Origin of the sequence: Bergeyella zoohelcum ATCC 43767 (genome assembly GCF_000301075.1) — a bacterium.
Classification (GTDB): Bacteria; Bacteroidota; Bacteroidia; order Flavobacteriales; family Weeksellaceae; genus Bergeyella; species Bergeyella zoohelcum.
This window is the reverse complement of the sequence record NZ_JH932293.1, coordinates 551,003-572,202: the sequence shown is the minus strand read 5'-3', so window position 1 is coordinate 572,202 and position 21,200 is coordinate 551,003. Positions and strand designations below refer to the sequence as shown.

Sequence of the window (21,200 nt, the reverse complement as noted above, 5' to 3'; positions counted from 1 at the left end):
GCCGATGAACATATCCAAGACCCATACAACACGCAGAACTATAACAAATACGGCTATGTGTACAATAACCCACTGATGTACAATGACCCGAGTGGAGAGTTTGTAGGATTTATATTTGGAGCGATAAAAATAATATCCGCAATTTTCTCAGCGGTGCAGATAGTGAAATCCATAGATGCTTTAGTTACAGGGACAATAGATGCTTTTCAGTTTGTTAAAGGACTTTTCTTTATGGCAGTTTCTAAGATTGCCTCTGTAGGATTAGGGGATGTGTTTAAGGCAGGAGGTTTTTGGGAAACTGTGGGTAATGGTGCATTGGCAGGAGCAGGCGGTGGTGGCGTACAAGCTCTTATGAACAATGAAAATTTCTTTAAGGGACTTGTAAAAGGAGCAGTGATAGGTGGGTCTATAGCAGCGGTGAGTTATGGGTTAGGGAAATTGTTTGAAGGTAAAAACTCTGTAGAATTAGATGCAAAGGGAGATTTTAGTTATGATGGGCAGCAATTTTCAAGTAAGCAGGAATTATTAGAGTATATTCAAAAGAATAATGGTGATGTGAATACGATTATGAGAAAACTCAAAATAGATGATGTTAGACTAGTATCCTCCGACAACCTTCCACACTCAAAAGGTTCCTTTTATAAGTTGGAAAATGGTTTAATGAAAGAATATATAAGAACTTATAATCAAGAACAACAAATAGGTCAAACTCTTGCAAAAGTTGTAAAAAGTGAATCTGAAACAATTTTATATGTGTCTCCCGGATTAAAGGGTATTCATATCAATGGGCATTATATGGCAAAATCTATTTTAAATCATGAATTCATCCATGCTCGTCATATGATGTTAGGATTAAATAACACTAGGTATTTAGAAAGATCTGCTTGGTCTTATAACTATGCTTATGCTAGGTATCATAATTTGCCTGTAAATGGTATTTTGAAACACCTTAATAGTTACGGAGGATTTCATATACCTAAAAACTATATGTGGAGTAATTTAGGATTGGATAAATTTTTAAAATTATTTTAAGCAATGAGGTTGTTGTGTTACATTATTGTTGTTAGTTTTGCTATGTCTTGTAAGCGTGAAAAAATGATTGGTTTTCAATTAGAGTTTTCAAAGATTGGAACTATAATTTATCAAGATAATGAAGAGCTATATTATCTAGATTATAAGATAGGTAAAGAACAGTTTTTTTTGTCAAGTGATGAATTATCATGTGATACCATAAAAATGAGTCTAACTAGTTATGAAATGGAGAAAATTAATAATGCCTTTTCAGAGAATAAGATTTATCTTTTTAATCATAATAACAATGATGTTGGAGATATTATAGATGAGATTCATACAGATGAAAATTTGAAAAAGTATACCATTATTACAGATAGAAGAAAGATTGTTGTAAACTATCAAAATAGCTCCCAAATGTCCCTCATAAATAGAGATAAAACGAATAGATTTAAGTTGTTTCATTCGGTATTAGATACCATTTATAGTGAAAAAATAAAAAATCATTTCAAAAATCGGTAATCCAGTACAATGCTCCCCCAGAATCAGACCGGTAAGTATATCAAAATGGAAAAAGGGTTTATGGTTGAATATAAAAAAGATATTTTTGGAAATTCAATAAAAAAATCAGGATCTATGAAGATTGCAAAGACTATTCATGAGAATAATGCTTCTAAAATATGGGTGTCTCCGGGTTTAAAAGGAGTCCGTGTTGATGGACATTATATGGCAAAATCTATTTTAAATCACGAGTTTATTCATGCCCGACATGTGATGTTAGGATTAAATAACACTAGGGTATTTAGAAAGATCTGCTTGGTCTTACAATTACGCCTATGCTAGGTATCATAATTTGTCTGTAAATGGTATTCTGAAGCACCTTAATAGTTACGGGGGATTTCATATACCTAAAAACTATATGTGGAGTAATTTGGGACTTGATAAATTTGTAGAGCTTTTTTAATATGAAAATATTTTTGTTTTTCGTTTTTTTCAGCGGTTTATTTTTTCAGTCTTGTAATAGAGAGAAGGTGTTGGGGTTTAAGCAGGAGGATTTTATTGGGACTGTTGTGTATTTGAATAATAGCGAACTTTATATCTATGATAGAGTGCAAGATAAGAATGATATATTAGATATAAAGGAGGATTCTGTAAAAATAAATCTTTCTGCGAAAGATTTGAGTGATATACAAAAATCTTTTATCGAAAACGAAATCGGTTCTTTTCATGACATGAATCATGACATAGGGGAAGTAATGGAATTCTTTGAATCTGGAAAAATTTTTGATACTTATAGTATATATACCAATAAGCGTAAGATTGTTATTAAATATGTTTATACGATGGATTCATCGTCTATTAATCACCAAAAAACAGAGCGATTTAAAAGGTTTTATTCGGTTTTAGATCGTATTTTTACTAGAAATATCAGTCAGAATAATAGTTTTGAGAATGAGTCTATCTTGACTTTTTGAAAACAAACAAGGAATTATGATTTTTGTGGTGTGAAACATAAAAACCTAAGACCTTGTTTGTAGTACTGGACAAAGATACGATAATAGAAGAAATTATCCCACATTTACCTAAAAGAAAAAGAGGATTTAAACCAAAATCGCCTATTAGTGAGATAGTTAACTGTATTTTATACAAATTAAAAACAGGTATTCAATGGGCACTTTTACCAATGGAACAATTGTTTTCAGAGGTAGTTCCGAGCTATAAAACCGTGTTTGGGCATTACCGGAAATGGTGTGAAGAAGGTGCTTGGCAGACTTGTTGGGTAGAAATTTTGAAGAAAAACAAATCGAAAATAGATTGTTCAAGTTGCGATTTTGACGGTAGCCAAACACCCGCAAAAAAAGGCGGGGAAGAAGTCGGTTATCAAGCTCGTAAAAAAGCAAAAACAACGAATAGTTTGTTCTTGTCCGACAGGCAAGGTTTGATGTTAGCAATGTCTCAGCCTATATCTGGCGAGCATCACGACTTGTATAATATAGAGGTTCATTTTCAAGGAATTACATCCGTTTTGAAAAAGGCTGAAATTTCCACAGAGGGTTTATTTGTGAATTTTGATGCAGGTTTTGACAGTGAAAATCTTCGGAAAATAACCGCCTCAGAAGGTATCATAGCCAATATTTGTGAAAACAAAAGAAACCAAAAATCACCCTCTGAAACGGAACATTATTTCGATAAAAAACTCTATAAAGAGCGTTACGCCATTGAAAGAAGCAACGCTTGGATGGATAGTTTTCGTTCGGTTTTAAATCGTTTTGATACTACCGTAAGTAGTTGGATAGGTTTTAATTACCTTGCATTTATCGTCTCAGGACTCAGAAAATTTAAACAAAAGAGAAAGTCCAGATGAGTTCTACAGCTATTTTTATTAAGTACAAATAATAATAAATGATTTTTATCACTATCCAATCGTATTTATTTGAAATAATTTACTGATGATAAAGCCGAATTCTTCGTTTGTTTTTCAAAAACGAAGATAAACTTATGATAGTTTCAGATGCTCCCAATACCAATCTACCGCTTCTTTTAGCCCTTCAGCGAATTTATGAGTGGGTTGGTAACCCAAATTCTTTTGTGCTTTTTCTATGGAAGCCAAAGAATGTGGCACATCCCCCTGACGATTTGGCCCATGGAGAATTTCTACTTCTGCGATTTTAGGGTCGTATTCCGATAGATATTTTTTGAGCAATTCCGCCATATCTTTGATGGTCGTTCGGTCGCCTACCGCCGTGTTATATACTTGATTAACTGCATTTTCATTCTCTGAAATCATCGCCAAAAGATTCATCTGAATCACATTATCAATATAAGTAAAATCACGAGAGTAAGTTCCATCGCCATTAATGGTAGGCGATTGGTGGTTCATCAGCTGAATCACAAATTTGGGAATTACCGCCGCATACGCTCCTTTAGGATCTTGTCTTCTTCCGAAGACATTAAAATATCTCAATCCAATAGTATCAAAATCATAAGTTCTTTTGAATACATCGGCGTATAGTTCGTTGACATATTTAGTGATTGCATACGGGGAAAGTGGTTTTCCGATGACATCCTCCACCTTAGGTAGCGATTTAGAATCTCCATAAGTAGAGGAACTCGCGGCATAAACCAAGCGTTTTACTCCCGTATCTCTCGCAGCTACCAGCATATTAAGGAAACCGCCTACATTCACATCATTACTGGTAATTGGGTAATTAATGGAACGCGGTACAGAACCTAAAGCCGCCTGATGCAAGACAAAATCCTGTCCTTCACAAGCTTTTCTACAAGTTTCCAAATCGCGGATGTCTCCCTCTATCAAGGTAAAATTCTCATTGGATAGGAAAGCCTCTATATTGTGTCTATGTCCTGTGGCAAAATTATCCAAAACGGTCACCATAGCTCCTAATTCCAAGAGCTTTTCAGAAAGATTAGAACCGATGAAGCCTGCTCCACCGGTTACTAATATTTTTTTGTTTTGTAATGATTGGAAATTCATTTTATGAATAGTATTTCTTTAATATGTTACAAAGATACGCCTCTTTATTGGTCAATTTATTTTTTTTGAAATAGTCTTGAATATCTGGAATACTAATATCATAACCAGAGCCTGCTTTGATGAGATTAACATTGAGATTCAGACTAAAAAACTTCTCTATGATTTCTAAAATTTCAATGATGGCATAATTCTCTAAATACGCTAAGTTTACTATCTTGTTCAGCTCTTGCTTTTCAAGGAGCAATAAGGTAACATTCTTAATATCCTCGGTATCAATCAGATTCCTAGTCGCCTTAGTATGCACATTAATTGTTTCTCCATTTTTCACAGAACGGATAAGATAGTTCATCAGAAGGTTAGGGTTTCCACCATGCCCTACAGCATTACTCACCCTTAAAATGAGATACTTCTCACAGGCGTCCGCAATGATTTGCTCCATTTTTAGCTTGTGAAGGACATACTGACTTTGTGCTTTGGAAGAATCATAAATACTACAAGTGGAAAAATAAACGAAGATTTTACCCTCATTCTCCGAAATGGTTTTCCTAATAAGATTTTCTTCCCTCAGAAATTCAGATTCCCGAGTTTCCAAAGAATTAGAAACCCCCGAAGCGAAAAACACTACGCTTTCCGCATCATCCTCCCTAAACAAAGAGGCAATAAGCCCGTTACCGATGATCATTTAAGTTTTATTTTTTTTAGCAATTGAATTACTACGAAATTTACTATAAACCTTAATGGAAACTGAGATAATATTTTATCTAAATCCAATTTTTTATGATTATAAATTACATCCTTAATATGTTTTTTCCCATTTGGAATATCTTGTAATTGTTTGAGAACCCCATAAGTGTTAACCATTTTTTTATAGGTACTATCACTTTCTAGCCAAGAAGAATGCCAAGAACCTGAAAAATGATGAGTGATATAGTTTTTAGGTAAATCCAATGAGAAATAGTGAGACGGATATAATGCTATCCCTTCTTTTAGTTGTTGAAATTTATCCTCTTTACCATTTGCACCATATTTATCAATTAATAATTTTGAAAAAATAGCAGTATTAGGAATTTCTGAAAAATGATTTAATTTTTCATAATAATCTTTAATATCCTTAGCTAACGGATGTCTTTTCTCTACTGCCCAAAAAGCAGAATAGGGAACATCTTCTATTTCAAATCCACAAATGGCACGATGATTAACAAACTCATCTAAAGGAAATTTTAACTCCATATCTGTATCCAAATAAAAACCACCTTCTTCATATAAAATCTTTGCCCTGGCATAATCCGAAACAAACGCCCATTTCTTTTTTGCATATGCTTCCCTGGCGAATGAACATTGATTAACATCAAAATTTTCTTCCGTCCATTCTATAATTTCAAAATCAGATTGATTCTTCTTCCAACTTTCTAAACAAAATTTTACTAAATCCGATTTTTTACCTTTTCCGAACCAAAAATAATGTATTTTCTTAGGTATCATTTATCTAATAATATTTTTCAAATTAAGTGCTCTTTTCTCTACCCAGTGCCATGACAACCAACCGAGGAGCCCCGAAACAAGTAAACTCGGAATGATAAGTTCGTAAGCATTGAAACCAAAAATATGGATAAGCATTTGCTGAACAAACTATTTTCGGAGTTAAATGAAATCGAAAAACCGATTTTCCAAGACCAAAATATTCTCAATTCAGTACTGAGAAAAAACAGTGGGGTAGACTAATATCAAACAAATATAATATACCCTTTCTACAAAGAGATTTTAGAGGCAAACTAAAATGTTTAGCCTTCTTTAACTCTCAACACCATAATATTTTGCCACTCTTGGATGACCAATATGTAGCAGAATCTCGTACCCACAGCCAATATCTCCATCACATACACAGAATTGCATTGGCAAAACATAAGGATAAACACCTGTTTTCCAGGCTGCTTTATACATTACAAGTGATCCTCTGGAGGGATTATCTTTCATAATTTCTAAACAAGAGTTATAGTAAACTTTTCCTCTATCATCTCCTCTCCAAAGGGTCATTGGACTTTGGTTATAGGAGTGAGCATTTCCTAAACTATCATCATTAACATTTTGTGTATCAAGGGAAATAGCCATATCCTTATTGATTAATTGCCTTGAACTATTATTAGCTGTGCAAAATCCAAACTTTTTAGTTAAGGTTACCAAAGAGTAGATGTTTTCATTTACAAAAAGCATATCTGTATCCAAGGCACAAGCAAAATCGGCTGTAGAATCCAATAATCCTTTGAACTTAAAATAATTTCCTGTTCTGTATCCAAATCTTGCATGCTCAGGAAACGGGATAGGGGATTCCACCTTTACAATGTTTAGATCTAGATTTTCTTCCCAATCAAAATCTGTAAAAACGGTAATTTTAGCATTAGGGAAAAACTTTTTTATTCCTGATAAAGAGGGTTCAAGTCTATTTTTTTTATCTAAAACGGCTCCTCCTGCATTCACTCGCTCTTTTCCAAATTCTGTAAAAATAAATTCATAACTATAGCGTTCCAGATTTTTTTTAAAATCATCTGAAATAATAGATTCCTTAAATCCTGTGAACACTATAGGCTTCTCTATTTTTGCTTTACCTAAAAATACTTTTAATGCAGATTTCAGTCTATATTTTAGTGTATTTATCATTGTTTATATTTATTATTGAATTAATTTATGAAATAATGAATCCCATTGTTTCATAACCTTTTCTATGTTATAATATTGTAAAACATTTTCTCCTTTCTTTCCCATTTCACTCCTTTTATCCTTAGATTTCATTAATTTTGAAAGTTGTTGAATAAATATTTTTTCATTGTTTAAAGGAATTAAATATCCCCCATTGGATTTAGAAAGAATTTCTTTTATACCAAATCCGGAGTTGAATGTAACTATAGGAATTTTACACATAGATGCTTCTAATAGCACATTAGGAAACCCTTCGTATTGAGAAGTAAGTACTAAAATAGAATGATTCAGCATTTGTTGTAAAATGTCTGGATTTTTACCTTTTAGAAATATGGTTTTTTCCATATTAAGTCTATATATTTTTCTTTCTAATTCTTCTTTTAGGGGGCCTTCTCCATAAATATTAAGTTGCCAATCGGGAAAATCATTTACTATTTTAACCCACATGTCAATCAAACGAGAAAATTGTTTTACAGGCTCTAATCTTCCAACTGCTATAACTTTTTTAGATTCATATTTTGGATTAGGCAATGCTATAATGTCAATGGGATTTCCAATGAAAAAAATACGATTAATATATTTTTTGAATTTTTTTTTACCGCCTTCGGACAAACATACGAAAGCATCATATTTTCTAGCTGTATGTATAAATTTTAAAAATCTTTTTTTGTCTTTAAACCAATTTTTTAAGTCATATCTCCAATTAGAGAAACCATAAACATATTTATATGAAGTATGAAACTCCATAATTTTTTTACTTCCATCATTGATCTTGTATAAATCATTAAAAACACTATCACTAAGAGCAATACCTATGGTGATATCAAATGATTGAGAACACAAATAATTTTCTAATGTTTTTCTGAACATTTTTGATTTCATAGATATATAATGTATGTGTACTCTATCATTTTTTTCAAAAAATAGAGGAATATTTTTATATTGCTCATCCATAGTAAGTAAACACTATGATTCAGCTTATCTGCTAAAAAATTAGCCTTGAGGAGTATAGTCTTAGGTACCCCTCCTGAAGCTGTCATGTTAGGATATATGTATAAGATTTTCATAGTATAAAAAGAAATAGTATTGTTAAATACATATAGTTATGGATAAAAATAGATTGCCTTATTTAACTTATTATGATTAAGTTGAAATTCTAAACATTTCTGATAAATATATTAAATCAACTATACCAAAGAAATTAATACTTTTAGATTGTATTATAAAGGAACTCATCACATTGCCAGAATTTAATTCAAGCTTTAAATTTCTTGTAATTCTATCATTTTTCTAAACTTTTCAGACTTTTCAGCGAGTTGACTGAAATTACCCTGTGCAGAAATATTTCCCTTTTCTAACAAATAAACAGTGTCTACATTTTTTATCGTGGAGAGCCTATGTGCAATGATAATCATTGTAAATTTGCCATGAAGCAAATCTATACTATCTTTAATATGCCTCTCCGTTTCCGAATCTAAAGCAGAAGTAGCTTCATCCATAATCAATAGTTCTACATCTTTATACAATTCTCTTGCAATAGAAATTCTCTGCTTTTGTCCCCCTGAAACTAAAATACCATTATTCCCCAATTTAGAATCTTCGTGATTTTCAAGTTCAGAAACAAAATGTGTCAATGAAACCATTTCCATCACTTTATGAAATTTCTCTAATGCCTCGGGGGTTTTTTCCGCCCAAAAAGAAACATTGTTAAACAGCGTATCATTAAATATAACTGGTTCTTGTGTGATGTATCCTATCTTACTTCTATAGGAATTCAAGTTCGATGCATACAAAGATTGGTTCCCCACCATTACCTCTCCCGAATGTGGACGCTGCAAACCACAAATCACATTAGCGAGGGTAGTTTTTCCTGCTCCACTTTCTCCTACAAAAGCAACGGATGTTTTCGGTGGAATGGTAATATTAATATCTCTCAAGACTTGTAAATTCCCAAAAGTAACACCAAGTTGTTTTACTTTTATTCCTCCATCTATAGACGCTACCTCATCTGAAAATAAAGGCTCTCTATTTTCTTCAAATTCTTTAAGAATAGTATCAATAGATTCTATGGAAGCCGATGCAGGAGCAAATGCCGCAATCGCCATCTGCAAATTCACCAAATAACCTAAACAACGATAAAACAAAAGTAAACTGACTAAGATAGATGCCAAATTTCCATCAAATACCTTAAGCTGGATTACAATGACTAATGCAATAATAGTAATAATCATAGGCTCTCTTGCATTCACCATAATGGAATTTAAAATAGATGATTGCAAATTATAATGATTATTCAACTCAATGTTCTCTCTCAATATTTTTTTATATATGGGAAAATAATTCGTTGCTTTTAGGTATTTAAAATTATTTACAGACTGTACCAATATTTCATTGTATGAATTTCCTAATCCAATTTGCTTCTTAGCATATTCCTTAATCAGTTTGCTCAAATATTTGAATAAAAAATCCGTGATATATCCCCCTATAGCCACCATAATAGCGAACTGCCAGTTAGACACCGCTGCTAAAATAGCATAAGTAGCCAGCATAGTTCCAAACTGAATGATATTCATATAAATCTTTATAGACTCTACGAGTTTCCATGCTTCAGTAAAAACATGATTCTGTATCCTCCCTACACTCATCTTAGTAAACCCATCATAAGAAAGCCCCTCTACACCATCTACCAACTGAAATCTAAGATTCTTAGCCGCTCTTAAATTAATTTTAGTAATATAAATAGATTTAAAATAACTGATTACTCCTTTGAAAGTAAACAAAACTACCATAAGAATAAGAATATTAACAATATTAAATTCTATTCCCCAGCTTTGGAGGAAGTCTATAAAAACTTGTAAACTACCTAAAGATTCATTAGCATTCGTGGTGTCTGTGGCTGCGGATAGTAAAGGAATAAACATGGTCAATCCCAAACCATCTAATAAACCTACAAGAAAATTAAGCACAATGAAAACATAAATATGTTTTCCGAGTTTTTCTCTGAAATAATTAAAATGCCCTAATAACCCTTTTGTTTTATCCTCCTTTTGCTTCATGGTAACTATTTCTTCCTAATTCTGGTGTACAAATATACTGAAAATAATGCCATTTTTTATGCTCTACTCTATCTCACAGCCTAAATTTCTGTACTGATTTTTAAACCTTTCTACCCATTTTCTAAATTCTGCCGTGTTTATTTTATGCTCTATAAACAGTTCCCAATAGTCTGTAGAAAAATCTTTTGGAAAGTTTTGCATCACATCAAAATTGTCCTTATACCATGCTTCACTGATGAGATGATTAAACATATTCACATCAAAATCAAAACCGTACTCATGGTAGGAGTTCGTAGCCGAAGACTGAAAAGTAGTTCTCATCGCTTCCTTATTTAGTCTTGCAATAAAATGAGGATTATTTTTATGTTTTCTATAATAGATAGCGGCATTTCTCAGCTGTTGCTTTTCATCTACTTTTCCCTGTGCATCTTTCCAAACAAAATTCCAATAGTCCTTATTCCAAAATCCCATTAATATAGAGTTCAATGCCCAATACCTCAACTTTGTTTCATTATCAAACATTTTTAATCTGTACCCCAATGTAAAGAACTTGTACTTATTATAAAAAAACAAATCCATTATAAAAGGATGTGAAAGGAATAAGTCTTTTGGCTGGGTAGCGACAAGGTTTTCATTAATTTTTAGTAAATCTACCCATTGGTCATCTTTAAAATTCCCAAGCCAGCCTAATTTTAATAAAGCAACTTTATTTTCTTTTGCTTGATGGGCAAGTTCATTTACATTAATTTTTTCTGTAAACCAAACATCATCCTCGGTCATTATAAAATATTCGGATGCGTTTTCAGCAGCATTTCTCCATAAATCAGTAGGAATGTGAAAACCATTGATATCCTTACCATGTTCCAAATTTTCTTGTATGGCTTTAATCTTCTGAGAGTAGTTTTCCGAAATTCGGATTTTCACATGGGGATACTTTTCCCGTATTTTGTTCAAATATTTTTCAGGAGTACCATCATCTAAAATTGTGACTTGGAAGTTACCCGAGACATAGGTTTTGATACCTTGTAAGCATCTATCCAAATAATAAGGCCGGTTAAAGGATTTTATAAAAATATCGGTCATTAATCAATAAATAATTTAAAATAAAGTTTTGTGAAAGACCATGGTAAAGAGTTTAAAAGACTATAAATTGCAACATTAAAATTAAAGCCATTATCAAGCTGATATTTTTTTTTCAAAATAGAAAACTCTTTATTATAACCAAATTTTGTAGCTACTTTTAATCCAAACTCCAAATCTTCTTTTAATGATTTTTTTTCTTCATTAAGTATATTAAGAAAATATTCAGGATTAAAATGCTCATAAGAATCTTTACCTTCTAACATCCTTTCTTTATAGAATGATTTCATTTTTTCTAGAAAAAGTGTTCTATAAAATTTACCATCTTTACGAGAAATAGAAGAGTTTAAAATTCTATAATCCAATAATGGTTCAGCGAAATTATAGAACTTACTCCCGTTATACATCAATCTTAAATAAAGATCATAATCTTCACAGTAATATATATTTTCTCTATACCTTACTTCAGAATCATTACGAAACATAATTACTGGATGATACATTGATATTTGTTTAGGCATTACACGCTTTATCAATGAATCTCTTTCTAATGCCTCCAATCTTTTGATAAAATTATTTTCTTCATCTATAAGATTAATCGAACTTCCCACCATAAAAACATCTGGATTATCTCTCAAAAACGCAACTTGTTTCTCAAAACGAGTAGGATGGGATATATCATCTGCATCCATTCTAGCGATATACTCTCCTTGAGCTCTATGCAAACCAATATTCAGATTTTCTATAAAGCCTTTCATTCCCTTGTTCTCTTGCTTTCGAATAATCTTAACACGCGAATCCTGCATAGAATAATCTTCCAAAATAGTAAGAGAGTTATCAGTAGAGCAATCTTCTATAATTATAAATTCAAAATCCTCAAAAGTTTGATTAAGAATAGAATCTATTGATTGTGAAAGATATTTTTCTGCATTATAAACAGACATTACCACAGAAACTTGAGGCTTCTTCATTGTTTTATATTCTTCTAAACTCAAAAACACTCTTTATAACACTCTCACTTTTATTTACTACAACAGAATGAGCCGGAATATTTTTATAAACAGTAACATTCGCTCCAATGATACTATTATCTCCTATGGTTACTCCCTTAAGAACCACTACATTACTCCCAAGCCAGCAGTTTTTCCCTATTTTGATAGGTGCTTTTTTAAATTTCTGCCTTTCTACTTTTTCGGATGAGTATTCATGATTATGGTCATAAAGTTTCACCCCTTCACCAAAAAGTGTGTTTTCTCCTATTTCTATTTTTTCAAGACAATTCACCGAACAGCCATTATTCATGAAAACATTATTTCCGATACTAAGAGTCGCATCTTTCTCTACTCGAATGGAACAATGATTTCTAAGCTCTAATTTTTCGCCAATAGTTACTTTTGCCATATGATGGAAAGTAAAATTACAAAAATCGCCAATTCTAGGTGACTTCCCGAATGCCTGAATCTTCTTTAAAGAAGGGCGTTTTAGTAAATAATAAAGTAGTTTTGATAGAAAAAGCATCCACTAATTTTATGGCAAAATTACCAAAAATTATTCATAATTTTGTTGTTTAATTTGAATTATTCATGCAACCCTTAGTTACTATTTCCATCCCGATTTTCAAATGTGAAGACTCTCTTGAAAAATGCTTACTATCAGTCCTTCATCAAACTTATAAAAACTTAGAAGTAACACTGATCAATGACCAAACACCTGATGATTCAGTAAAAATCGCAGAGCGTTTCATCCAAAAACATGGGCTCCAAAACTGGAAAATCTATTATTTAGAAGAAAACTCTGGGCTTTCCGTGGTAAGAAATAAAGGCATAGACACCGCACAAGGTAAATACCTATTTTTCCTAGACTCTGATGATACTATTACTCCTAGCTGTATAGAAAAAATGGTACATCTAGCAGAAAAAGAAAAGGTACAGATGGTCATGGGAGAAGTAGAAGCGGTAAAACTTCCCGAAGGAAAAAGATATCCTATTTTCCCAATTACTGAGAAAAAAAATACCCTTCTAAACAATGAAGAGATTTTTGAAAGTTTTATTAGTGGGAAATATCCTGAATGTAGCTGGAACAAACTGATACTTTTAGATTTCATAAAAGAAAATCAGCTCTATTTTACTAAAGGGCTCTACGCACAAGACTCCTTACAAAGTTTCGAAACCGCTTTGGTATTAGAATCCATCGCTTTTCTAAGGGAAAAGACCTATGATTATTATCTCCACCAGAATTCAGTTATTCATAATAGAGGTAAAAAACATTTCGATAATTGGTTTACCATTGCAAAACAGATAGACCATTCATTTAAGAAAGAAAAATCTCCCGAAAGAAAGAAAAAGATTTTGCAACATCTTATTAACTTTAAAACCCTCACGCTCCAAATGAACTGGCGTGCCAAGAAAAACGATATGCTTTGGAAGGAAAGCTATTCTAATTATAAGACACTCAGTTCCCTAAGTTTAAGCGATTATTTATCCCCAAAGTTTTCCAATAAAATCAAAAAAGAAAACTTCTTTAATAATCTTCCCACTCATTTAGGATTTAAAGTTTTTAAGAAGAGATGGGGTGCATAATAAAGATAGAGACGCCGTATCAGCGTCTCTATTTTATTATTTTATCAATCGTTTCAAATAATCTCCATACCCGCTTTTCCCGTATTTCTCGGCAGATTTTAGTAGTTGCTCTTCATCAATGAAACCTTTTTTATATGCGATTTCCTCAATACAAGAGATTTTAAAGCCTTGTCTTTTCTCCAAAACCTTTACAAATTCTGATGCCTCGTGGAGGGAGTCAAAAGTTCCTGTATCCAGCCAAGCGGTTCCACGGCTCATCACCCCTACTTCTAACTCGCCTTTTTCAAGGTAGATTTTGTTGATATCCGTAATTTCCAATTCGCCTCTTGCAGACGGTTTTAGATTTTTAGCATATTCCACCACCTTGTTATCATAAAAATACAAGCCTGGAACTGCATAATTGGATTTTGGCTGAGCAGGTTTTTCTTCGATGGAAATCGCTTTTTGATTCTCATCGAACTCCACCACTCCATAGCGTTCTGGATCGGATACTTGATAAGCAAAAACACAGCCTCCAGTTACATTGGTTTTACTTTCTAAAAGCTGAGGCAATCCTGTTCCATAGAAGATATTATCCCCTAAAACGAGTGCCACAGCATCATTACCAATAAATTCTTCGCCTAAAATAAACGCTTGAGCTAATCCATCGGGAGAAGGTTGTACTTTATACTCGAATTTACAACCAATCTGGGAACCGTCTCCCAAAAGTTTTTGGAAAGCCTCACTATCATGAGGTGTGGTAATGATAAGTATCTCTCTAATTCCGGCCAAAAGCAAAGTGGATAGCGGATAATAAATCATCGGTTTGTCGTACACAGGCATCAGTTGCTTACTTACAGCGATGGTCAGTGGATATAGTCTGGTGCCAGAACCTCCGGCAAGTATAATTCCTTTCATTGTATTATTTTATAAGTTTCCTTTTACATAGCTAAGAACACACGAGCAACTCCTATATCCTTATTCAATATTCCAAATATTATTTGATTAAAAACATACTTATCTTCACATCTTTATTTAAGATAACAAAGATAAATAAAAAAACATCCCCGAAAATTGCCCTCACCAATCAAATTTAAATCTCATAGACTAATAAAAATTCACAGTTGGAAAAACCCAATAACATACATAAAGTCTCAAAATAAAGCTTCTTTCTTATCACATTACTACTTTTCTTAATAAAGGAATTCTACACAATAAATTGATCATAACATAAGAAAGTAATAATACCCCAAAAGAGGTAATAATTACGAAAATAGCGGTCGCCGCGTATGTATGTATGTATGTATGTATGTATGTATGTATGTATTCAGCCAATTTATTTAAGTAATGTAATATAAAAACATGCACAAAATATATTCCGAAAGAATATTTTTCTATTTGTTTTATAATTGTATTTTCTTTTAGGCGAGCGTGTTTTACTAAAAGAAAAACACATGCAGACATGATTGCTACATTAAAGGTCAGGTAAAATGTGTATCTCGGGGCGAAGTTATTAGCTAAATTTGACAGATAAAAGGTAATACCAAAAGTGAACAAAACAGATATAACATACACTATCCATGCACTATGCTTCACTATTTTAGATGAAAAATTGAATTTAATAATACTAAGATAATAGCCTAAAACTAAATAAAATACATACCCTCCAAAATTCACAAAATTTTCTACAACAGGTTTTACACCATATTGATTCGCAATTAATACAATACAACTTATCAGTAAGAAATATTCTATCTGCCTTTTAGTGGCATGCATCGTAAATTTTCGCAAAACTGGAATAAAAGCATATACACCTATAATCATATATAAGTACCATAAATGATAGGCACTTCCATTGTATAAATTATTCAAAAAAATCTTTAATAATTCCATATCCACCTCCAGTAATTCATCCTTATAATACCAACAAGTATAAAATAAACTCCAAAATAGAAATGGAACCACTATTTTTTTTATTCTTTTATTTAAAAACAACTTTACTCCTTCATTTTTACCTAGCAATAAAGCCCCTGAAATCATTACAAATAAAGGTACACAAAACCTTACTCCACTATTAATAAAAGTTGCTACTGACCAAGACCCTATGCTTACATTTTTGTAATCCATAGATATAAATGCTGCTGTATGAAGCACAATAACAGAGATTGTTGCTATTACTCTTAAGTAAGAAATATAAAGTTGAGAAGAATTATTCATCCGTTTTGATGCTTTTTATTTGATAAAAATGAGCCACAGATGTATTAATATAGTGGTGCTTATCAGAAGTAATATCTTTAAACAAAATAGTTCTTGGAGCATTTTTGATAGCAGGAACCGTACATTCATCACAATGCTTTATTAATTGTTTTCTTTCGTTGATTTGTTCCACATACTCTTTTGCTCTGCTATTAAAAATATCAGAGTAAAGCAACTGAAGATTGCTTTCCCTTTGAAAACTATTTTTGGGAACACAAAAATAAACTAAACATACCGCAACACCACTGACGATGTAGTATATATTTTTAAGGTTAACAAAATATCTTTCATAAAAAATATAAGACAGAAGAAAAATAAATATTAAAGAAACAAATAATAACAAATTCTCTACCCTTGGTGGATAATAATAAGTCAGTTTATATATTGTAATGAAAGAACCTATAAATAGGAGAAAATTATAAAATACAAAAATATAAATCGGATGTTTTATTTTATTATTAATAGTCAGCTTTACATTCACTGTTTTGAACAATAAAACAAAAAGAATAAATCCTACAACAAGATAACGAATATTGATAACAATAACTTTATTAAAACTCATGAAAGCTACATCCATAAGAGATAATTCCGCTTTCTTTATCTGTCCTCTGACTTCATTTCCAGGACTTAAATATACAAACAAAAATAACCCTACAATCAATAAAATAAGAATGATATAAGAATAGTTTATCTTTTTATTCTTTATAAAGTAAAAAATGAACAATATCCCTGTAATAATCCCCGAAAAACCAACCAATAATTCACTACATCCACCAATGATTAACATAGAGCTCATAGCAAAAAATGAATTAAGCAAAGCTCTTTGATGACTAAATATTCTTTTCAAACAGGAAATATAAAAAATAAATAAAATAGAGGGTAAAAAATAAGTAGCACTTCCTGCTAACCAAAAATAATTCTCCACAAGAGAGGTTTGCAACAAAGTATAAACAGAGATAATACTTAAATTAACCACAAACCTTTTTCTTTTATCCTCCATGCCAACATCTTTTAGAATACGATGATTAGCAAAATAAAATAACATTATAAAAGCAAAGGTGTAAAGTCCAAAATACTGATCTGAGCCAAAATTTAAGGGACTTGTAATGAGAAAAGCAGTAGCCATATACCGAGAACCCCAGTTATTATAGTGCCATATCTGCCTCTCCATAAAACCCTTGTGGGAATCAATAGCATAGCTAAAATCATCAGATGATGGATAATTGTATATGCTCAAATATATTATTGGTAAAATAACAATCAAGTTTACCAAAAATAGTAGCCCAAAGTTATTTTTGTTCATTTTTCAATAATTTTTGCACAATATAACGAGGTCTTCTCTTTACCTCCATATAAATCCTCCCTATATATTCCCCTAATATACCTATTCCAATTAGCTGCACACCTCCTATAAAGAATACAGAAACTATGATAGAGGCATACCCTTGCTCTTGTATTCCAAAAAAGAATTTTTCAATTAAAACTTTTATTCCTAAAACAAAGGACAAAAAAGCAATAAACGAGCCTATATATAGCCAAACTCGAATGGGTATAGTGGAAAAAGAAGTAATGCCTTCTAATGCCAAATTCCAAAGTTTATACCCGTTAAATTTACTACTACCTGCAACTCGCTCTTCTCTATTATACTCCACAATTGCTGAACGAAATCCTACCCAATTAAAAACCCCTTTCATAAAAAGCTGATTTTCTTTTAGTTTAAGAATTTCATCCACAACATTTCTGGTCATTAAACGGAAATCCCCTACATTGGGTTCCAATTTTACTTTAGCAATTTTATTATACACCTTGTAAAATTGCTCTGCCGAAAATCTTTTCAAAAAACCATCTTTTTGCCTTTCTGCCCTTTTTGCTAAAACCACATCATAACCTTCTTCATATTTTTCTAGCATTGTTTTGATAACTAATAAAGGATCTTGTAAATCTACATCTATTGGGATAATAATTTTACCATCTATTGATATATGTTCCAAACCTGCAAACAGGGCATTCTCTTTCCCAAAATTCCTTGAAAAGCTAACGACTGTAATGTTTGAATTCATTTCATAAAGTTCCTGTAAAACATCCATTGTTTTATCATCGCTTCCATCATTCACAAAAACCAACTCAAAAGAGTACTTTTCATTATCAATTTCATTTTGAAAAAAATGACAAATTTCTTTATGGAAAATCCTTATTGTTTCTTGCTCGTTATATACAGGAACTATAAAACTTATTAAGTCCAAACCTTTTTTATTTTTGTTTCAATATAAATAATTTCTATTTCGCTTTTTCATACTGCTCCTTATAATACTCTTGATACGCTCCGCTGGTTACATTTTCCAGCCATTCTTGATTTTCCAAAAACCAATCTATGGTTTTGGCCAATCCTTCTTCAAAAGTTACCGATGGCTTCCAGCCTAAATCTTTATTGAGCTTGGTGGCGTCAATGGCATAGCGTTTATCATGCCCTGGGCGGTCTTTCACGAAATTAATCAGTTTTTCTGAATATCCCTGAGGTCTGCCCAGTTTAGCATCCATCTGTTGGATGAGTTCTTTAATCAAGTCAATGTTTTGCCATTCGTTCCAACCACCGATGTTATAAGTTTCGCCTGTTTTCGCTTCGTGGAAAATTTGGAAAATGGCTTTTGCATGGTCTATTACAAAGAGCCAATCACGCGTATATTTTCCATCGCCATAAATCGGCAGTGGTTTTTCATGGATAATATTGGAAATACACAGCGGAATGAGCTTCTCTGGGAAGTGATTAGGCCCGTAATTATTAGAACAATTGGATACGATGAAAGGCAAACCATAGGTATTCCCGTACGCTCTTACCAAATGGTCACTCGCAGCTTTACTGGCCGAATACGGAGATTTCGGGTCATACGGTGTGTCCTCGGTAAAGAATCCCGTTTCGCCTAATGCACCATACACCTCATCTGTAGAAACATGGTAGAACAGATTTTCTCTTGGCGCATTAGGAAAATTACCATGCGTATGTTCTGGATTCAATGTCCAAAACTCTCGGCAAAGGTTTAGTAAATTGGCCGTCCCCATCACATTGGTATTGATAAAGGCGTTCGGGTCTGTGATACTTCTATCCACATGGCTTTCCGCTGCCAAATGCACCACCGCATCGGGGTGATGTTTTTCAAATACCGCTCTTAGCTGTTCAGGTTTTGTAATGTCTGCCTTTTCAAAGATATAATTAGGCTCGTTTTCTATATCCTTGAGATTTTCCAAATTCCCTGCATAGGTAAGGGCATCCAGATTGATGATTTTAGTTTGTGGCAAGTTTTTCACAAACTCCCTTACCACATGAGAACCGATGAATCCTGCTCCACCTGTTATGATGATTGATTTCATATTTTTATTAAAGTTATAAGGTTAAGAGGTTAGAAAGTTAGAAAGTAAAAAATGCTTACTTTCTATTTTAAATTTAAACTTGTAATTAATTTGATTAGCATATCTTAATAAAAAAAATTCTCTTTTTAATTTCATTGTTTTCTTGGGTAAAATATTTACGAAGTTAGTCCAAAAACCTCTTCCTTTGGAAAGTTTTGAGTTAGAGTGTAAATATCCCTTACCAAAATCATTGATTCTTGATAAACTTTCAAATCTTTATGAGATTTTATCTCCCTCACCCTCTAACCTTTTAGCTTTCTAGCTTTTTAGCAAAAATTCTATTTCACTAGTTTTCTACCAATAGACTGATAGTAAAATCCATTTTGCTCAGGTAATTCTAAAGGGAACATATTCCTTCCATCAAAAATCACCTTATTCTTCATTTTTTCTGCCAAAATATCGAAATTAGGATTCTTAAACTCACTCCACTCAGTAGCGATGAATAGACAGTCGGCTCCCTCTACACAGCTATACATATCTTTGGCATACTGAATTTTATCTCCTAAAACTCTCTTCACATTATCTTCTGCAATAGCATCATACGCCACTATTTCCGCCCCTTTTTCCAAAAGGATTTTGATATTATCTAATGAAGATGCCTCACGAATATCATCTGTGTTTGCCTTAAATGCCAATCCCCAAAGTGCAATTTTTTTACCTTTCAAATCCCCTCCGAAATACTTTTCTATTTCATAAGAAAGAATGACTTTTTGTTTTTGATTGACCTCTTCTGTAGCCTCCAAAATTTGGAAGTTAAAATCTTCCTCTTTTCCAGATTTAATGAGGGCTTTCACATCCTTAGGAAAACAAGAACCACCGTAGCCTATCCCTGGAAAAAGAAATCTATGCCCTATTCTATCATCACTTCCCATCCCTAATCTTACTTTATCCACATCTGCTCCTACTTTCTCACAATAATTGGCAATTTCATTCATAAAGGTAATCTTTACTGCTAGGAAAGAATTAGCCGCATATTTCGTTAATTCCGAGGACTTTTCATCCATAAAAATAATAGGAATTCCCGTATTAGTAAATGGCTGATAAATTTTAGACATAATATCTTTAGCCTTTTCAGAGGAGCAGCCTACCACCACTCTAGCAGGATTCATAGAATCCTCCACCGCAAAACCTTCACGAAGAAACTCTGGATTAGAAACCACATCAAAAGGAATATTGGTTTTTGCAGAGATGGTAGCTCTCACTTTATCCGCAGTCCCTACAGGAACAGTAGATTTATTTACCACTACTTTATAATCCGTCATAAATTCACCGATGTCATTAGCCACTTTCAGCACATAGGATAAATCTGCAGAACCATCCTCTCCCGGCGGCGTAGGCAGTGCGAGATACACCACTTCACTTACCTCCAATGCTTCTTTTAAATCTGTCGTAAAGTGTAATCTCTGTGCCTGAATATTTCTGGTAAACATTTCCTCTAGTCCAGGCTCGTAGATAGGTACGATACCTTTTTTCATCCGTTCTACTTTTTCGGCATCTACATCTACGCAATATACTGAATTCCCGAGTTCTGCGAGTGTAGTACCCGTTACTAAACCCACATAGCCTGTTCCTACTATAGCAATATTCATCTTATTTATTTTTGTTTGTGCAAATTTAGTTTAAAATGTTTAAAAATTAACCGACTAT

General features: G+C 32.6%; 20 protein-coding genes and 1 pseudogene. 6 read left to right on the top strand and 15 right to left on the bottom strand.

The window, feature by feature from the left end:
• The 5 genes and pseudogenes from HMPREF9699_RS02570 to HMPREF9699_RS02550 form a co-directional block, all read left to right on the top strand.
• Positions 1–1,032, top strand: a pseudogene (locus tag HMPREF9699_RS02570) (hypothetical protein); the annotation flags it as partial.
• 42 nt (positions 1,033–1,074) lie between these two features.
• Positions 1,075–1,533 carry a hypothetical protein gene (locus HMPREF9699_RS02565; RefSeq protein WP_051008190.1) on the top strand — a complete coding sequence of 153 codons (459 nt, stop codon included), beginning with the start codon at positions 1,075–1,077 and terminating at the stop codon, positions 1,531–1,533.
• 45 nt (positions 1,534–1,578) lie between these two features.
• Complete coding sequence (locus HMPREF9699_RS02560; protein WP_147292194.1) at positions 1,579–1,854, top strand: hypothetical protein; 276 nt, start codon at positions 1,579–1,581, stop codon at positions 1,852–1,854.
• Between the two features lie 122 nt (positions 1,855–1,976).
• Positions 1,977–2,486, top strand: a complete 510-nt coding sequence (locus HMPREF9699_RS02555) for a hypothetical protein (protein WP_002662161.1) — start codon at positions 1,977–1,979, stop codon at positions 2,484–2,486.
• Positions 2,487–2,539: 53 nt separating this feature from the next.
• Positions 2,540–3,376 (top strand): IS5 family transposase, encoded by an 837-nt coding sequence (locus HMPREF9699_RS02550; protein ID WP_002662160.1) that lies wholly within the window; start codon positions 2,540–2,542, stop codon positions 3,374–3,376.
• Between the two features lie 132 nt (positions 3,377–3,508).
• Here the strand turns inward: HMPREF9699_RS02550 and HMPREF9699_RS02545 are convergent, their stop codons facing one another.
• The 9 genes from HMPREF9699_RS02545 to HMPREF9699_RS02505 all read right to left on the bottom strand — a co-directional run bounded on the left by HMPREF9699_RS02545 (position 3,509) and on the right by HMPREF9699_RS02505 (position 12,735).
• The gene (locus tag HMPREF9699_RS02545) at positions 3,509–4,504 is read right to left on the bottom strand and encodes an SDR family oxidoreductase (protein ID WP_002662158.1); all 996 of its coding nucleotides are present in this window, start codon (positions 4,502–4,504) and stop codon (positions 3,509–3,511) included.
• 1 nt (position 4,505) lies between these two features.
• Entirely contained in the window at positions 4,506–5,186 is a 681-nt protein-coding gene (locus tag HMPREF9699_RS02540) for an NAD-dependent epimerase/dehydratase family protein (RefSeq protein ID WP_002662156.1), read from the bottom strand.
• Complete coding sequence (locus tag HMPREF9699_RS02535) at positions 5,183–5,986, bottom strand: glycosyltransferase family 32 protein (RefSeq protein ID WP_002662154.1); 804 nt, start codon at positions 5,984–5,986, stop codon at positions 5,183–5,185. Before HMPREF9699_RS02535 ends, HMPREF9699_RS02540 begins: the two co-directional genes overlap by 4 nt.
• Positions 5,987–6,295: 309 nt before the next feature.
• A complete protein-coding gene (locus HMPREF9699_RS02530; protein ID WP_002662152.1) occupies positions 6,296–7,159 on the bottom strand; it encodes a hypothetical protein in 864 nt (287 codons plus the stop codon).
• 12 nt (positions 7,160–7,171) lie between these two features.
• A complete protein-coding gene (locus tag HMPREF9699_RS02525) occupies positions 7,172–8,152 on the bottom strand; it encodes a glycosyltransferase (RefSeq protein WP_002662150.1) in 981 nt (326 codons plus the stop codon).
• Positions 8,153–8,460: 308 nt separating this feature from the next.
• Positions 8,461–10,254, bottom strand: coding sequence for an ABC transporter ATP-binding protein (locus HMPREF9699_RS02520; protein ID WP_002662149.1), 1,794 nt, complete (start codon positions 10,252–10,254; stop codon positions 8,461–8,463).
• 63 nt (positions 10,255–10,317) lie between these two features.
• The gene (locus HMPREF9699_RS02515; RefSeq protein ID WP_260182241.1) at positions 10,318–11,178 is read right to left on the bottom strand and encodes a glycosyltransferase family 2 protein; all 861 of its coding nucleotides are present in this window, start codon (positions 11,176–11,178) and stop codon (positions 10,318–10,320) included.
• 158 nt (positions 11,179–11,336) lie between these two features.
• Positions 11,337–12,305: a glycosyltransferase family 2 protein gene (locus HMPREF9699_RS02510; protein ID WP_002662146.1), complete on the bottom strand. Its 969-nt coding sequence runs from the start codon at positions 12,303–12,305 to the stop codon at positions 11,337–11,339.
• 4 nt (positions 12,306–12,309) lie between these two features.
• On the bottom strand, positions 12,310–12,735 hold the full coding sequence (locus tag HMPREF9699_RS02505) for an acyltransferase (RefSeq protein ID WP_245946089.1): 426 nt from the start codon (positions 12,733–12,735) through the stop codon (positions 12,310–12,312).
• 182 nt (positions 12,736–12,917) lie between these two features.
• Between HMPREF9699_RS02505 and HMPREF9699_RS02500 the strand changes: the two genes are divergently transcribed.
• Entirely contained in the window at positions 12,918–13,913 is a 996-nt protein-coding gene (locus HMPREF9699_RS02500; protein WP_002662142.1) for a glycosyltransferase, read from the top strand.
• Between the two features lie 36 nt (positions 13,914–13,949).
• Here the strand turns inward: HMPREF9699_RS02500 and rfbA are convergent, their stop codons facing one another.
• The 6 genes from rfbA to HMPREF9699_RS02470 form a co-directional block, all read right to left on the bottom strand.
• Entirely contained in the window at positions 13,950–14,810 is an 861-nt protein-coding gene (rfbA, locus tag HMPREF9699_RS02495; protein ID WP_002662140.1) for a glucose-1-phosphate thymidylyltransferase RfbA, read from the bottom strand.
• Between the two features lie 258 nt (positions 14,811–15,068).
• Positions 15,069–16,109: an acyltransferase gene (locus HMPREF9699_RS02490; RefSeq protein WP_002662138.1), complete on the bottom strand. Its 1,041-nt coding sequence runs from the start codon at positions 16,107–16,109 to the stop codon at positions 15,069–15,071.
• Positions 16,102–17,451, bottom strand: coding sequence for a DUF6056 family protein (locus HMPREF9699_RS02485; RefSeq protein WP_002662136.1), 1,350 nt, complete (start codon positions 17,449–17,451; stop codon positions 16,102–16,104). The genes HMPREF9699_RS02490 and HMPREF9699_RS02485 overlap by 8 nt, the downstream gene beginning before the upstream one ends.
• Complete coding sequence (locus HMPREF9699_RS02480; RefSeq protein WP_002662134.1) at positions 17,438–18,391, bottom strand: glycosyltransferase family 2 protein; 954 nt, start codon at positions 18,389–18,391, stop codon at positions 17,438–17,440. Before HMPREF9699_RS02480 ends, HMPREF9699_RS02485 begins: the two co-directional genes overlap by 14 nt.
• A 34-nt stretch (positions 18,392–18,425) precedes the next feature.
• Positions 18,426–19,514, bottom strand: coding sequence for a dTDP-glucose 4,6-dehydratase (gene rfbB, locus HMPREF9699_RS02475; RefSeq protein ID WP_002662133.1), 1,089 nt, complete (start codon positions 19,512–19,514; stop codon positions 18,426–18,428).
• 317 nt (positions 19,515–19,831) lie between these two features.
• The gene (locus tag HMPREF9699_RS02470) at positions 19,832–21,142 is read right to left on the bottom strand and encodes a UDP-glucose dehydrogenase family protein (protein ID WP_002662132.1); all 1,311 of its coding nucleotides are present in this window, start codon (positions 21,140–21,142) and stop codon (positions 19,832–19,834) included.
• Positions 21,143–21,200: the final 58 nt, after the last annotated feature.

Excerpts from the sequence above, each read along its gene's own strand:
- rfbA (WP_002662140.1), bottom strand. The coding sequence starts at position 14,810 with ATGAAAGGAATTATACTTGCCGGAGGTTCTGGCACCAGACTATATCCA.
- HMPREF9699_RS02505 (WP_245946089.1), bottom strand. The coding sequence starts at position 12,735 with ATGGCAAAAGTAACTATTGGCGAAAAATTAGAGCTTAGAAATCATTGT.
- HMPREF9699_RS02535 (WP_002662154.1), bottom strand. The coding sequence starts at position 5,986 with ATGATACCTAAGAAAATACATTATTTTTGGTTCGGAAAAGGTAAAAAA.
- HMPREF9699_RS02530 (WP_002662152.1), bottom strand. The coding sequence starts at position 7,159 with ATGATAAATACACTAAAATATAGACTGAAATCTGCATTAAAAGTATTT.
- HMPREF9699_RS02525 (WP_002662150.1), bottom strand. The coding sequence starts at position 8,152 with ATGGATGAGCAATATAAAAATATTCCTCTATTTTTTGAAAAAAATGAT.
- HMPREF9699_RS02565 (WP_051008190.1), top strand. The coding sequence starts at position 1,075 with ATGTCTTGTAAGCGTGAAAAAATGATTGGTTTTCAATTAGAGTTTTCA.
- HMPREF9699_RS02545 (WP_002662158.1), bottom strand. The coding sequence starts at position 4,504 with ATGAATTTCCAATCATTACAAAACAAAAAAATATTAGTAACCGGTGGA.
- HMPREF9699_RS02520 (WP_002662149.1), bottom strand. The coding sequence starts at position 10,254 with ATGAAGCAAAAGGAGGATAAAACAAAAGGGTTATTAGGGCATTTTAAT.
- HMPREF9699_RS02500 (WP_002662142.1), top strand. The coding sequence starts at position 12,918 with ATGCAACCCTTAGTTACTATTTCCATCCCGATTTTCAAATGTGAAGAC.
- HMPREF9699_RS02510 (WP_002662146.1), bottom strand. The coding sequence starts at position 12,305 with ATGAAGAAGCCTCAAGTTTCTGTGGTAATGTCTGTTTATAATGCAGAA.
- HMPREF9699_RS02490 (WP_002662138.1), bottom strand. The coding sequence starts at position 16,109 with ATGAATAATTCTTCTCAACTTTATATTTCTTACTTAAGAGTAATAGCA.
- HMPREF9699_RS02485 (WP_002662136.1), bottom strand. The coding sequence starts at position 17,451 with ATGAACAAAAATAACTTTGGGCTACTATTTTTGGTAAACTTGATTGTT.
- HMPREF9699_RS02470 (WP_002662132.1), bottom strand. The coding sequence starts at position 21,142 with ATGAATATTGCTATAGTAGGAACAGGCTATGTGGGTTTAGTAACGGGT.
- rfbB (WP_002662133.1), bottom strand. The coding sequence starts at position 19,514 with ATGAAATCAATCATCATAACAGGTGGAGCAGGATTCATCGGTTCTCAT.
- HMPREF9699_RS02540 (WP_002662156.1), bottom strand. The coding sequence starts at position 5,186 with ATGATCATCGGTAACGGGCTTATTGCCTCTTTGTTTAGGGAGGATGAT.
- HMPREF9699_RS02555 (WP_002662161.1), top strand. The coding sequence starts at position 1,977 with ATGAAAATATTTTTGTTTTTCGTTTTTTTCAGCGGTTTATTTTTTCAG.
- HMPREF9699_RS02560 (WP_147292194.1), top strand. The coding sequence starts at position 1,579 with ATGGAAAAAGGGTTTATGGTTGAATATAAAAAAGATATTTTTGGAAAT.